This is a genomic window from Bradyrhizobium sp. AS23.2 (genome assembly GCF_001908185.1).
Lineage (GTDB): Bacteria > Pseudomonadota > Alphaproteobacteria > Rhizobiales > Xanthobacteraceae > Bradyrhizobium.
This window is the reverse complement of the sequence record NZ_LGHM01000065.1, coordinates 1-13661: the sequence shown is the minus strand read 5'-3', so window position 1 is coordinate 13661 and position 13661 is coordinate 1. Positions and strand designations below refer to the sequence as shown.

Annotated in this window: 12 protein-coding genes; 4 read left to right on the top strand and 8 right to left on the bottom strand. The window is 60.9% G+C overall.

Features of this window, described 5'->3' with window-relative positions:
• Positions 1-170 precede the first annotated feature (170 nt).
• Positions 171-785, bottom strand: a complete 615-nt coding sequence (locus AC630_RS15420; RefSeq protein WP_245330410.1) for an ATP-dependent DNA helicase — start codon at positions 783-785, stop codon at positions 171-173.
• Between the two features lie 75 nt (positions 786-860).
• Here AC630_RS15420 and AC630_RS15415 point away from each other — a divergent pair, with 75 nt between their 5' ends.
• Both AC630_RS15415 and AC630_RS45430 read left to right on the top strand, forming a co-directional pair.
• A complete protein-coding gene (locus tag AC630_RS15415) occupies positions 861-1145 on the top strand; it encodes a hypothetical protein (protein WP_074119358.1) in 285 nt (94 codons plus the stop codon).
• Positions 1146-1385: 240 nt separating this feature from the next.
• Positions 1386-1556: a hypothetical protein gene (locus tag AC630_RS45430; RefSeq protein ID WP_167561215.1), complete on the top strand. Its 171-nt coding sequence runs from the start codon at positions 1386-1388 to the stop codon at positions 1554-1556.
• 349 nt (positions 1557-1905) lie between these two features.
• Here the strand turns inward: AC630_RS45430 and AC630_RS15410 are convergent, their stop codons facing one another.
• The 7 genes from AC630_RS15410 to AC630_RS15380 form a co-directional block, all read right to left on the bottom strand.
• Positions 1906-2742, bottom strand: coding sequence for a hypothetical protein (locus AC630_RS15410; RefSeq protein WP_074119357.1), 837 nt, complete (start codon positions 2740-2742; stop codon positions 1906-1908).
• Entirely contained in the window at positions 2739-3539 is an 801-nt protein-coding gene (locus tag AC630_RS15405) for an SH3 domain-containing protein (RefSeq protein ID WP_074119356.1), read from the bottom strand. Before AC630_RS15405 ends, AC630_RS15410 begins: the two co-directional genes overlap by 4 nt.
• A gap of 186 nt (positions 3540-3725) precedes the next feature.
• A complete protein-coding gene (locus tag AC630_RS15400; RefSeq protein ID WP_074119355.1) occupies positions 3726-4496 on the bottom strand; it encodes an SH3 domain-containing protein in 771 nt (256 codons plus the stop codon).
• Positions 4497-4678: 182 nt separating this feature from the next.
• On the bottom strand, positions 4679-6529 hold the full coding sequence (locus AC630_RS15395; protein ID WP_074119354.1) for a TniQ family protein: 1851 nt from the start codon (positions 6527-6529) through the stop codon (positions 4679-4681).
• Positions 6526-7593: an ATP-binding protein gene (locus AC630_RS15390; RefSeq protein ID WP_245330409.1), complete on the bottom strand. Its 1068-nt coding sequence runs from the start codon at positions 7591-7593 to the stop codon at positions 6526-6528. The genes AC630_RS15395 and AC630_RS15390 overlap by 4 nt, the downstream gene beginning before the upstream one ends.
• Positions 7590-9914, bottom strand: a complete 2325-nt coding sequence (locus tag AC630_RS15385; protein ID WP_074119353.1) for a TnsB C-terminal domain-containing protein — start codon at positions 9912-9914, stop codon at positions 7590-7592. The genes AC630_RS15390 and AC630_RS15385 overlap by 4 nt, the downstream gene beginning before the upstream one ends.
• Before the next feature lie 7 nt (positions 9915-9921).
• Positions 9922-10650, bottom strand: a complete 729-nt coding sequence (locus tag AC630_RS15380) for a hypothetical protein (RefSeq protein ID WP_083636284.1) — start codon at positions 10648-10650, stop codon at positions 9922-9924.
• 729 nt (positions 10651-11379) lie between these two features.
• Between AC630_RS15380 and AC630_RS15375 the strand changes: the two genes are divergently transcribed.
• Together AC630_RS15375 and AC630_RS15370 are read left to right on the top strand one after the other, a co-directional pair.
• On the top strand, positions 11380-12261 hold the full coding sequence (locus AC630_RS15375) for a CPBP family intramembrane glutamic endopeptidase (protein WP_083636283.1): 882 nt from the start codon (positions 11380-11382) through the stop codon (positions 12259-12261).
• A 192-nt stretch (positions 12262-12453) separates the two neighbouring features.
• Positions 12454-13536: a serine hydrolase domain-containing protein gene (locus AC630_RS15370; RefSeq protein ID WP_083636282.1), complete on the top strand. Its 1083-nt coding sequence runs from the start codon at positions 12454-12456 to the stop codon at positions 13534-13536.
• The last annotated feature ends 125 nt before the right edge of the window (positions 13537-13661 follow it).

Sequence of the window (13661 nt, the reverse complement as noted above, 5' to 3'; positions counted from 1 at the left end):
AAGATTCGTTCTTGTAGATCTAATCAAATGACAAACTAGTCACTTGTCAGGTCATCCAAGTCGGCGCGCTGAGGCGCGCGCATATGGGGAAGTCTGCTACGGGTCACTTGCGTCGATTTGATCATGCCGTGAGGACGTCCGCTCTACCCCGATAAGCAGCCCCTGAAGGGTCAGGACCAGGAGAGACCGACCACCCTCCGTTCGTCAGCATAGGGCCGCTGCAAAGCTTCCCGCATGGTCTCAGGCTGTCCGACGATGATGACCTGCTGTCGGGCGCGCGTGACCGCGGTGTACAGCCAGGACGGATCGAGCAGTCGGCTCGACGGTAGGGCGACGATGACGTAGTCGGCTTCTGAGCCTTGGGCGCGATGGCAGGTAAGCGTGTAGCCGAGCGAGAGGTCGACCAGGTCCTCGGAGGTGAAGACGTGCTCCTCGTCGTCGAAGACGGCGGTGACCTGGCGTTCGGTCCGATCGATCCGCAGCACGGTCCCCATCGATCCGTTAAACAGGCCGCGCTTGTAGCAGTTGCGCCGGTGGATGATGGGCTCACCAGGTGAGAACAGGTCTCCCAGCGGTCCCTTGAGCTCTTGCAGGTCTTTCCTGCGCAGATATTCCTCGTGGAGACGCCGGTTGAGGCCGGTGACGCCACACGGACCGTCGTTGACGGGGGTGACGATCATGACGTCACGACCGGCGCCAAATTCGTTCCAGATTGAGACAACCTTGTCGGCGATTTCGTTGCGTCCCGACGCGCGGGGCAGCTCAGAGAAGTGGAGAGAGCGCACGAGCTCGTCCGGACGCTGGATGAGATCGCAATCCAACTCGAAAACGACACATCAGATTCGAAAAGGGACTGAGTGATGCCGTTTCCGATACAGATCGACGATGAGCTCTACGCCCGCGTGGCTGCTGCCGCAGCAGATGATGGCAAGGACGCGTCGACGTACGTCGCCGAGCTGGTGCGTGAGGCCCTTCGCAGACGTTTCGCCGCGGCCCTATCGGCCGACACGGAAGACCTGGAAGAGAACTATGCCTTGCCGCCGTTCTCATTGGAGAATTATGAACTGCAGCGCGACCCGGACGAAAGCGATGAGGACTACGCCTTTCGGCGCTCCCTGTTCGAGGGCCGCGCCGGCAAGGGCTGACCGCTGACCGCCCCCTGAATTCGGCAACACACCTGCGCAGACAAAAAGCCCCGCCGATGAGGCGGGGCTTTTTGCATCAACAACAAGTCAGAATATAAGATTCCGGGGGCTGCGGCGCCTACCAAAGTACATCCCCTAATTCGTCCGTAAGTCGTTGGAATCGTACCATCTGGATCCCGGGTATCCACGGACAGATGGGCGGTTGCCGAGCAAAGTACGTCCCCAAAAATCAGACCCGGGGTGCTACTCGGCGAGCAGATCGACAAGCGTCGGGGGCCGGAATGGTGGCGAACGTTCGCGACCATGGATCGGGCCGAATTCGAGAGGGAGGCGGAGGACCTGCTCAATCCGGACGGAGTGCTGGCGATCCTGCGCAGGGCCGCAGCGGCCGTCGGCGACGCAACCAGGTAGCAGGTTTTCCGCCCGGGGACAGATTCGGATAGCCTTGTGCCGCCGTCTTCAGGACGGCGGGCGAGCATTGACTGAATTTACAGAAACCAATCGAGCAGTCCGCCTAGCCAGGCTGCTAAGATACAAACCTCAGACAACGCTATGCTGATCCTGATTTCAACACACATGGCTTCGCTCCTTTCAAGCGCGAGCGGACGATCCACCCGCCGGCTGGAACGATTAGCCAGACAAAATTCATCAAACTACAGCCGATTTTTGATCCCCATGGCACCGAACGCGGGGCGCAGACAGATGAGGACTGGAATCTCGACAGCAGATCAAGCTCAAAGGCGGATCGCCGGCAAGCGCGCTATTGCTTCGCAATCGAATTGCACTGCGCGCGCTCCATCTCTCTCCAAAGACTTTCAATAGGAAAGAAGCACTTATAATCGACCTCGTGAACTCGCTGCGAACAATGAAATGCATCTTGGGAAGTCGCCAACTTCGGGCAGTGCCTATAGGCGCACGCCTTGATGTTCTCTATCAGTACTCTGATTTTCGGAATGTTCATGTTGCAAGAAATTTCGTATGTCCGGCTCATATCGCCGCGAATTAATGCCTTGTTGGCCTCCACTTCGCGCTCCAATTTCTCGACTTCCCGGCGCTCTTGCTCGAGCTCCAAATCGCGAGCGCGCTTTGCTTCTAGCTCGTCGGAGTAGCGCTTTTGCTCGCCCTTGACGTAGTCCTGACCTTCCTTCCTGATTTGCTCCTGCTCCTGGTGGAAAGTGGTCGGACGGCTCGCTGCTTCGGTCTTTTTCTTGGCGTCTTCAAGCGCGGCCTTTAGCGCGTCCTTGGTCGAGCCCTGCTGATCCGGCTTGGCGACCGGCTTCTGCTGCGGTTCCTGTTCGCTCTGCTTGCCGTGACAGCGGAGCACAAGCGCGTTGTGCTTTTTGCGTTCCGCGTCATCCTTGGAGAACTGGGTGCGGCATTGTTGATGCTTTTTCTGCTGTTCATTCACGGCAGCCCAGCAAGGGCCGTCGCCGCCACTGCATTGATTCGTTGGCGGCACTGGACCGCAGACTTCCTCCATCGTCGGTTCGGGATAGAGATAATTGTCCGATGGGCAGGCTTCGCCAGTATCGGCTTGCGCGCCGGCGCACGACAGCACGACCGACAAGAAGATGGCAGCAAGGATTAGCGCTCTCATTTCTTGGTCTCTTTGAAATTGGCGCGTTGCACATACCCGGTGTACTCGCCCCATTTGGTCTGGCACCAGGCGCCGTTGCAGTTGGTGAGGTTCACCGGGCTGGATTGCGAGCCGATGGCACCGATGACTTTGGCGGTGGTCGTGGGCTGTTCGCGGATCGGCACGGCATCCAAAATATTCGCGGGGCGTGCCGCGTATTTGCCTGGCGCTGTTCGCATCGCAGCAGCATGCAACGTGGTCAACGCCAAGGTGACGTTGTCAAACTGCGATCGGCAGATGTCTTTGATGAACACTGCGCTCGAACTGTTAATGCTTGGCTGGGACTCGTCACCGCTGTGGCAGTCCTGCTGCCCGTCCCGCCGGCTTTCGCAACTCTCGTGGCGCGGCGTCAACTCGATCGCGCATAGCTCGCTGTTGCGGCAACGCGATGCTATCATAAAGCCCACTGTCTCGTGGCCAACAGCCTTGAATCCCTTTGGGTCAAGATCCGCGTACTTGGCTGCAAACCGCCTCATGCTGCTGCCTTGACTGCCGGCATTATCCGGGCTCTGCGTCTTTGTCGGCGTCCAGACGCTGGAGCCGTCGACTTCGACAATCAAGGTATCTTCATCGCCGATAAACCGAAACTGGCTGATGGTCTTGCCTTGGTTGCTTTGCTGAACGGGAGGACGGCACTCCAAGGCAACGCGTAACAGCTCGACGGCCTGCTTCTGTTCGTCAGTCGCGGCAGGAACTGGACTACTTAGGTTGCAAAGTGCGGCGGCGAGAATAGAGGGGTAAAGCGCTCTTCGGATCATGCGGTGCCATGCAGGATTTTGGTTTTCACTTTCTCATCTCGTTTTCACTTTCTCATCTCACGGAAGTGTGCTTTCTCGACCCAGCCGAGCGTCCCGCCCCATTTAAGTTGGCAACGATCAGTAAATTGGTAAGCGGAACGATGCGGGCTTTGATCATTGCGCGACGTATCCGCTTGTACGGGCTCGTCATCGCCTGGCCTCGGTGAAATTCGCCTTCTGCACATAACCGATGGTCTCACCCCATTTGATCTGGCACCAGCCGCCGCTGCAGTTGGTGAGATTCACCGGGCTGGATTGCCAACCGATACCTCCAATGATGTTGGAGTTGGTGGTTCGTTGCTCGCGGATCGGCACTGCGTCCAATGCATTATCAACCCGAGGCATGTATTTACCGCGTACCGATTGCTTAGCCCCAGCGTGCAACGTGGTGAGTGCCAACGTCACATTAGCAAGCTGTGATGGACAGATGCCTTTGAACGAGACCGCGCTGTCACTACGGGGATAAGCATCTGCCGCGCCTAAACTATCGCAGACCTTTTGGCCGTCCCGCCGGCTTTCACAACCCTCGTGACGCAGCGTCAAATTACTGGCGCAGAGCTCCGCGTTGCGGCAGCCTGGCTCAATAGCTTTGAACTCCGTTGGATCAAGATCGGCATACTTTGCTGCAAACACGAACAAACTTCGGGTGTCTTGTCCTGCCGCCGTCGGGCTCTGCGTCTTCGTCGGCATCCATACACTGGAGCTATCGACTTCAATAATCAGGGTCTCCTCATCGCCGACAAATCGAAATTGGTTGACGGTCTTGTTTTCCTGGCCTTGCTGAACCGGAGAGCGGCAATCGAGCGCCACGCGCAACAATTCGATGGCTTGGCGCTGCTCATCGGTAGCGGCGTTGGCTTGGCTGATGGGAATTGTGAGACAGGCGGCAAGGATCAGGGCAACAACGGATCGGATCATCTCTGGCTATCTGTGATGCAATGCGGGAGGTCGGCAAAATCAATTTGCTGAAATCTGCCATGAGCGCGAAACGCGGCGCAATGGATTTGTTGCGGCAATGTGCCACGGTCGAGCGCGGCCCAACAGCCGTTTCCTAACAATCGAACACTGGTCGGGGCGCTGGCGAAGTGACACGGAAGTCCTTACACACCCGCGTCCGGGTAGAGATGACGTCGCCGATAGAACGTCGCCCCGATTTTCCTGGGATTGAACACCGGCTCAACGCCAGCGTCCTGGAGCTCCTTCTTGACCGCCCGGAAATGCCGCCCGCGCTGCCTGGCGAGGGCGAAGAGGGAGACGTATTCCCGTTCGAACCGCGCGACCTCCTCCGCGGGCACCACGACCGTCGGGCAGCGGTTGATGGGGTTGACGACAGTGATCGACTTCAGATGGCCGTGCTTGATGAGGGCGGCCGCGACCTTCGCCGTGGTGGACAGCTTGTCCCTGATCTGGAGACAGGTCAGTCCGCCATGGTCGGGCCCCCGGACCAGTGCCCGGACCTCATCGAGGTCGAGCAGCAGGGACATGTAGCCGCGCTCGCTAGCGATCCGCCATTTGCGCTGCAGCTTCCCATCCAAGACGAGCCGGACGATGTCCTCGCTCATGCAGAACGCCAGCTTGGCCGCCTGCGGGATGGTGACCTGGCCGTCGCCGGCGGTCGCAACCAGCCGGGCACTGTCGAGCAAACTGGCGAGGAAGGCGTCCAGGTCCTCGGGGGCGAACTGGTCGGCAGCGCAGTGCGCGCTGCCCTTGATCCGGGGCACGATAATGCCGGCCCGATAGAGCCGGTCCCGCTGGACGCGGGGCGCGTTGAGATATTTGCCAGCCTCGCGGAGGGAGAAGGCAGACGCCGAGGCCTGCGCAGCGAGCGTGTAGCCCCGCTGAGCGTCGAACAGGCAATTTCCGTCCACGAGGCCGTCTGAGCCCTCCGGGAGCGTTCCTGACGCCTGCAGCAGCTTCCGGAGGCGCTTCGGGTGGAGGCCGGTCTCGATCGAGAGCGTCCGGATCGAATGCAGGACCCGCTGTTCGACCGGTTTGCCGAACACGATGTCGCCTGGGCCGACCGGCAGGCGCGACCGGATGAAGTCGCCGACTAGGTCTCGCAGCTGGTCGTAGGACTTATCCTCCCGACCGAACTCCAGCACCTGGTAGATGCGCCCGAGCAGGGCTTGGGGCCCCTCGTTGCCCGAACGCGAATACGCGTAGGTATCGCGCAGCTTCTCGAGGAAGGCGTGGACGGTGGACGAACCGCCGGCAAAGATATCGAAGCCGGCACCGCCGGCCTGACGCCACTCCTCATCGGTTAGCTGCTTCAGGTTCGGCCTGCGACCAAACGCGGCCACAGCGCCGAACAGTTCGCAGGCGGCAATGGCAACGTGCAGCGGAAACGTGTCCAGCAGACGACCGCCGACGGGACCGTGTCCGACACGGTCGGTGACGTAAGTCTCGAGCCCGGACAGGGGCCGCGCCTCCGCATTGGCCACCAGCTGGTCCAGCTTCGGCAGTGCCTTGGCGACGTGGTGGGACCAGTCGTGCAGGAGCTGCGGCGTCAGATCTTTTTCCAGGACGACAAATGGGGTGTTGTGGACCGGGCAGGTCCTGATTGCCGCGATCTGCCAAATCGCGCGCTGGTACGGCGCAAGCTCGGGTCGCAGGTGGGGCGCGGCCGCGATGTCTTCGGAAAGGCACTTCGGGCAGATCGCGACCGCTGCCCGCCGCAGGCTGCCGCGGACGAGCTCCTCACCGTGCCAGTGATAGCGGCGCTCGCCGATCTTGACGAAGGCGCTTGCAGCGAGGGAGGCAGGTTCAACGCCGCCTTTGGCGGCCACGATGGCCAGCGCCTCTGGATCTCCATCGACGACCTTCTGAAACGTGGTGCCGAAGTCGAGACAGAATTCGCGCGCGGACGGCGCATACCGGATAGCGAGGCGCGAGACAAACGAGGCCGGAGTCTCGCCGGTCCCGAGGGGGACGGTCTGGCGGAGGGGCCTCACGACTTCTTGCCCTTGCGCTTTTTACCGACCGGCGTTGTTGCGTCGTCGATTTCCTCCTCGTCCTTGGTCTGCAGGCGGGTGGTGTCGATCGTATGCCAGGCGTTGGAGACGAACGGATTCTGATCGTCCGGCATCAGGTTGCGGCTGGCGTAGGCGTTGGCGAAGTCGGTCATGGTGACGCGGTTGGCGTCGTGGTCGAGCGCCTCCTCCATGGCTTCGGCGAGTATCTCGAGCGTGATGCCCATCTCGTATTGGCCAGCGTGGAGCAAGCGGGCGACAAGGTCATCTTCGGGCTTGATGGCGAGCTTGAGCTTGACCTCACTCGCGTAATGGTCGAGCGCCTGCTCCAGGAACTCAGCGTGCTGTTTGGGCGTGAGCTTCGCCAGGTACATGAAGCGGAGCCGGCGGCGCAGTTGACGGTCATGACGGAAGAACGGCAGCAGTTCGGGGATGCCGGACAGAATGAGCTGCACCGGCCACTCCGGGTTGGTCATCAGGTCCTTCAAGGTGTCGCGCACTTTCTGGACCTCGTCCTCGCTGTAGCCGTGAAGGACATGCTGCAGGTCGTCGAATGCGAGGAACAGGATGTTGTTCTCGCGCAGCTGCTGCCTGACCCGGAGCCAGGCATTGTTCTCGCGGATTTCGCGCCGGAGGTCGTAGTCCATCAGGTCAAGGAGGCGGATACCGACCTGGCCGAGCGTGCAGGGGCTCGGCGCCGTCACGGAGATCAACGGGCACCAGGTGCCTTTGATGCCGAAGTTGGGAAAGGCCGCGTTGTCGCGGAAGGTCTCGTCCAGCAGTCTCGACTTGCCGGCGCCGCTGGGGCCGACGATGACGACGCCTTTGCCCGGCGCACGATTGTTGGCCGCGTGCGGCTTGGTGGGGTCACGCCGGATGACTGCGTTCGTCGTCAGCCGCTTGAGCAGGCGCGCGAGATCCTCGTCGCGTTCGGAAGTCATGTAGGCCGTTTTGGCCTTCTCGACGCGGTCGACGAAGTCCCGCTCGGAGGGATCGAGCAGCGCGCGGAGATAGGCGGCCGGGTCCGCGTTATCGTGCATGATCATTTGCGCTCCTTGGGTTTCCACGGACGGGTCGGCTTAGGTGCGGGCGTTTTGCTGATGGGGCGGGTCTTTGCGGGTTGCGGGCGCGCAGGCGTGCGCACGGCGCGGTTACCCGTGGGCTGGGCGGGTGCATCCGGTGGCGGCAAAGCACGGACTTCCTTCCGCGGCAGGGCCTTCGTGCCGACGGGAATACGGCGTCCGAGCACATCGACCGGACCGGTGGGCGGGGCGAGAAGCACCTGGCGGTGCCGAACCGTCTGGTTCATGCGCGTGCGGATAGCTTCGAGCTGCTCGCGGGTTTTCGGCCTGTAGAGGATGCTGAGGCGTTTGCGGGTTTCGGCATCGCCTTGCTGCGCGAACTCGATGGCGCGATGAACCACGGGTTTGACGAGGTTTTGCAGGTCTTGATCCTGCCGGCGCAAGTTCTTGAGCGCCGCCTCCCAGACGGTGACGCTGACGCCCTTCATGATGTCGGGCCCGCGCACCGTGAGCCAGCCGTCATCGACCCGGAGCGAGATGGCGCCGAGGTCCTCGCCGTCGACCTTCACGGTGTAGTCTCGCTGCGGGCGGCGCTGGAACAGCTCGTCGGTTTTAGGCGAGCGATACCAATTGCCGAAGATCTCGATGCCTTCAGCCTGCATCGTGACGGTGAACGGCTCCCCGAACGCAAGACGGACCCGGTTCGGACCAGGTGGCGTGGTAGGTGCGCGCTTCTTTGTGAGACGGCGCCAGCAGGCGCGAGGTGTCTCGCCGCCGAGGCCGGCGTGCGGCATGTTGTGGTATTGATCGACGACGAAGCGGACGATGAGCGCCGCGAGCTCCTCGACGGTGACGCAGGCGCGCGCCAGGGACTCGTATTTGCCGCGCACCTGCGGGTTGGAGAACGCCCGGCCCGAGAAGCGCAGCAAGCCCCGGATATCGAGGGTCTGGAAGAAGCGTTCGATTTTCGGGCGCTGCTGCGGCGTATTGATCTGCGGGCTCTTGAACCCGATTCCGAGATCGGTGCAGACGAACTCGGTCTCGCCGTTGAGCAGGGCCGACCCCTCGTCGACGACGAAGGTGTCCATTGTCGCCCGGTATTCCCAGGGTGTTTCGCAGCCGAGGGAGCGCGCCAGTGCGGTCTTGTCGGACACGCACATTCGCAGCAGTTGTTTGGTGTTCGAGGCGCCGGTGCCGAGCGCGAGCGTCATCGCCGGGATGACCCGCGTCGTGCAGCAGATCGCCGCGCTGAAGACACAGCGCTTCTTTGGTGCTGCCTCCCGCAATTCGGGACTGATGGCGTCCCAAATCGGCCGGAGCTCCATGACGAGGGTATGGAGGTGTGTCTTCCAATCGTCGGCTTCGACGCGCTGCATCGGTCGGATCAGCCCCTGCACGCCGCCCTTGGACGGGTGGAAGAAGCGCATCGCGACTTCCTCACCCTTGCGGGCGGCGATCACGTCGAACGGGGGCAGGCGGCGGATTTCCACCCGGAGCAGGTCGATGGCCGGGCAGGTCAGCAGCACAACGCCGCGCGCCTCCATGTGCTCCTTGAATTCCGTGGAGACGCGGGCGAGGTCGATGCCGGCATAGTCACGAAGATCGAGGTGAGCAGCTTCGATGCGCTCGCGGTTCAGCTTCGCGAACTCCTTCTCCATCTCTCCCCAGAGAAAGGCGATGGTCGGCTGTTCGCGACTGAGATAGCGGTAGACGTGGTCCAGAAGAACCAGACGTTCTTCCCAATTGTAGCGATCGCCACGCCGGCCACAGAGATGATACTGGTTCACCAGGCCGAGCGGTCCCTTCTCCAGGTAGGCATCGGCCCACTCGAGGAAGCGCTTGGGGCCAACGAGGGTGAAGGTGGGAGGCGCCATTTGGCCGCCCTTAGCCGGCGCCTTTGGCGCGAATAGTTCGTCCTGCATCTTGAGCAGGATGGGAGCGAGCTTTTTACGAGTGCGCGAGGCAGCGCCGCGCGCTTGCAGGACCAGGAATTTACGGACAGCGATGAGCTTATTCTTGACGAGCTCGCGTTCGACGGCTGGGAGGTCCGCGATCATTTCCTCGCCGCTATTGAGGACCGCGGCGGCTTTGCCAGGCGTTGCTCCCACATGGTCGATGTCGAATTCGTAGCCATCCTTGAGGAGGTCAAATTCCTCGAAGGTGAGTGGAATGGACCGCTTCGGCTCAGAGATGGTCTCGAACACGAAACCGTTCTTGTCGCAGCTCTTGCGGACGCACGGCTCACCCATGAGGCTGAGCACGGCGGTCTCACCAACGTGCCAGCGCACGGCCTGCCGCGAGCGCGGCGGCTTCGGAGGGAGGAGCTCGTGGGCGCGCTGGAGCATCGGGCTCTCAGGCCTTGCGCTTGCGGCGCGGAGCGACGACGAGACAGTTGTCGTCGAGCATTCCGTATTCGAGAAGGCGGAGCTTGCCGGCCGCGATGGCGCGGACTACGGCATCAAACCCGTAGCCGCCCAGGCGGGAAGCGGTCACCAATTCACCGATGGTGGTCTCGCCCTTGAGTCGGCTCAGCAGCTGGGCCAAGGCGGCGTCGTCCTCTGGCCAGGGATCGCGTCGGGCGTGGTGGACAACTTGCGCGTTGAAGAGATCGATCGGCGAGAGATCAAGATCGGTGAAGAGGAGCACCCAGTCGGCGCGCGACGGCGGCATCTGCTCGGCGATCAGTTCGACCGTGCGGCCGATGCCGGTATGCTCGACCAGAGCTGCAGGTTTGACTGCGACAAGACCAATGGTGCCGGTGGTCAGCTTGAGCTGAAAATCGAAGGTGTGCCGCCGTTCGCGACCATCGTCGTCGACGTAAGTGACCGCCGACGGCTGCTCGGCGACCTCGGCGACGTCGGGGCGCATCGCGGCGAGCAGCGCGAAGTTCAGCTCGAGTTCTGCTTCATACCAAACCTTGCGGCCGCCGAAGAAATCCCAGCCGTGGACCGAGATCGCCGAGTGCAGCGAGATCGGCCGGCTCGCCAGGCTCGGCAGCGCATCCAGGAGTACATCCGGCTCCTGCCGCGGCGCCCGCAACGACGGATCTGGCGTCAAGTATTCTTCGAGCGTCATCGTCATCGGCTCCTGCCTTTCGGGCAAAGCTCTGCCGTTCGCCGGGAAGGTCCCGTCGTCGGGCATTGGGTGTTGGGGCCGAAGAAGTGATCTACTCACAAACGAGCTTGCATCGTGCAGCTCGACGAAGCAGAATCCGGATGCCTTTGCAGGCGCCGTCCGGGTCGTTTCGGCCCCGGATTGCAGGCGGTCCTCGCGCGAACGGGGACCGCCTGATTTTTCGAGGTGTACTGACCTCTCGATGAGGATCCTCGGAAACCCTGCAAGAGTCCCAAGGAAAGATTCAAAAAAGAATCTGATTTCAATGGCTTACAAACAAGCCATTGAATCGCAACAATGAATCCATACCGACCGCCCCGGATTGCGGGCGAGATGGGGACACGAATTCACAACGATGTTGGGTGCCTTTCAGGCCCGGTGATGGTTGGACACGCCTAGAGAGCCCCTCGAATTCCGAGAGAGGCGATCAGCCCAGCGATGTCGTGCCATGCCATGAATGCGCGGACGAAGCGCATCTGCGACCGGAAAACTCCCTCACATTCAGCGGGGATGGCCGCAAGAATAGATAATACCACAAAATCGGGGCCTTTTGTCGGCGACGCACCTGATTGGTTAATTCGCTCGCGGAGACGGCGCGGCTCGACCAGACGAGTGGCGATGTCATCTGTGTGCGTCGGCTTCGAGCTCATTCGCGCAAGAGATGCGTGGCATTGACGATACACGCGACAGTCCTTAGTGTTAAAAGAGATAACCGTCTCTTCAGAGGGCGAATGCCTTGTCGAGCTTCGTCAGTGGTTTTTCGAGGCTGCGATGAATCCGCCAGGCATTCGCGCCCCATTTTCCACTGTCGGTGTCGACGAAAGCGCTGGTCCCGATCGTGCTAAGGTCTCCAGTCATTGGCGTGAGAACATTCTCGCTTTTATGATCGTGCTCTCTCCGATTGGATTGGCCATGATTGTCATGGCTATTGGTCTTGCCGCCCAGGCAGCGTGGCAAGTCGGACAGGGACGGGCTGTTCAACTGCCTACGCCGGAGAACATCAGGCTTTATGGATTGTTATCGTATGCCGCGAGTAGCTGGATCGCTGTGGCCCTGGCATGGTTCTGGTCAAGACATCGGGACATGCAGCAAGAGGTCTTTATTTTTCGAAGACTCACTTGGCCCACCTTCCTTGCGGCCGTAGCGGGTTCGGTAATCGTCATGATTGGCGTACCCCTCCTGACGCATTGGCTAACTCTAGTGACGGGCGGTCGAAGCCAGGACGTTCGCATCGACTTCAATGATGCGCGGTCGGTTACCATCGTAGTGTTTCTATTCGTGGTTACGACGCCCGTGTGCGAAGAGGTGCTCTATCGTGGGGTATTAGTTGCCTGGTTGCGCCGGCTTGGCTGGAGGGACCTCACCATCTTGGGCTTCGGCAGCTTTGTGTTTGCAGCAAATCATATTCTGCCGCTCGGCGTCGTGTGGAGCGTAGCGATGGTTCTATTGGGCATCACAACCTATGCGCTGCGCTTTCGTTACGAATCCCTGTCACCAGGTTGGCTGGCCCATGCTCTTTTCAACGCACAACTTACCTTGTCTTATCCGCTGATCTCTTGGCTTGCCCTGACTTTCTAATTTCGATCTCCTTAGGTCCGGGATAACTGCAACAACTGGTCAATGGCGTCCACGGCTAGCGTCTCCTTCTAGCCCCAGCGCCGAAATTCACTGCAAGACGTGCGTTTGATATAAAGCGATACATCTCCACATGAGGGCGTTTCGGCCGTGCCAAATCGTCGCCAGATACTTTCAGGAATAGGAACAGCAGCCGTGGTTTCGCCGATCCTGCCGGCGTTGGGGCAGCAACGGCCCACGTTCCCTCCTGATAAATTTGCCACCGACGTGATCCGACGGCTCGATCAAGCAGTCGCTGAGCGGCGCGTGTGGAATATCCATGGTCTTCTTGTTCTCCAGAACGGGAAACTGATCGTCGAGCGCTATTTCGAGGGTCAAGATCGCGAGAGAGGGATCGGCGACCTCGGGACGGTCAAGTTTGCGGCGGAGACGCTCCATGATCTGCGATCCTGCTCGAAGAGCATCGTGGCTTTGCTCTATGGGATCGCCCTTGAGCAAGGGAAGGTACCGGCGCCGGAGGCGAGCCTGTTTCTCGGATTCCCGGAATATCGTGATCTTGCCGACGAGGAACGCTCCCGCGTAACCGTCCATCATGCGCTCTCTATGACTATGGGAACCGATTGGGATGAGAGCAGCTTACCCTATGTCGATCCTCGCAACAGCGAAACCGCAATGGACGACGCTCCCGACCGTTATCGTTACATATTAGAACGCCGGGTCGTCGATAGGCCTGGTGCGCACTGGACCTATTGCGGCGGGGCGACCGCGTTGCTCGCCCGCTTGATCGCAAAAGGGTCAGGCAAGTCACTGCATGACTTCGCACGCGAGTCTCTTTTCGATCCGCTCGGCATGGGACCGACGCAATGGGCTGCTGGGCCTGATGGGGAGCCATTCGCTGCGTCGGGCGCCCGGATGTCGGTTCGCGACCTCTCACGCATCGGGACGTTGATGCTCTCGGGTGGGCAGATCGACGGCAAGCAGATCGTTCCCGCAGAGTGGATCACGCGTTGCACGACGCCGGTGATCAGTTCTGACGAGCTTCGCCGTTATGGCTATCAATGGTTTCTTCTCGATGTGGCCTTCGGCAAGCCGAAGGGATGGGCGCCCGGGCGTCTGGAGCGCATGTGGATGGCGCAGGGAGAAGGCGGCCAACGCCTGTTCATCATTCCTGCCTTGCAGCTCGTCATCGCTTTGACGGCTGGAAACTACGGGGCCGAAGATCAGTGGATCCCGCCGACGCGCGTGTTGCGGGAAATCGTTTTGGCGAGCCTATCCTAGCCTCTGAATCGGAATTTGGCCCTTCGCGACATATTGCGGTGCCACGCCGTTTCGGTCGCAAGCGGGACGAAGCGGACATCGGATGTCGGTCATGATCGGTGGGGTTCGTTGCGAATGACCCGAAG

Bases quoted from the DNA above. Each gene is read 5' to 3' on its own strand.
- AC630_RS15415 (WP_074119358.1), top strand. From the start codon at position 861: ATGCCGTTTCCGATACAGATCGACGATGAGCTCTACGCCCGCGTGGCT.
- AC630_RS15410 (WP_074119357.1), bottom strand. From the start codon at position 2,742: ATGAGAGCGCTAATCCTTGCTGCCATCTTCTTGTCGGTCGTGCTGTCG.
- AC630_RS15405 (WP_074119356.1), bottom strand. From the start codon at position 3,539: ATGATCCGAAGAGCGCTTTACCCCTCTATTCTCGCCGCCGCACTTTGC.
- AC630_RS15400 (WP_074119355.1), bottom strand. From the start codon at position 4,496: ATGATCCGATCCGTTGTTGCCCTGATCCTTGCCGCCTGTCTCACAATT.
- AC630_RS15390 (WP_245330409.1), bottom strand. From the start codon at position 7,593: ATGATCATGCACGATAACGCGGACCCGGCCGCCTATCTCCGCGCGCTG.
- AC630_RS15385 (WP_074119353.1), bottom strand. From the start codon at position 9,914: ATGCTCCAGCGCGCCCACGAGCTCCTCCCTCCGAAGCCGCCGCGCTCG.
- AC630_RS15380 (WP_083636284.1), bottom strand. From the start codon at position 10,650: ATGACGATGACGCTCGAAGAATACTTGACGCCAGATCCGTCGTTGCGG.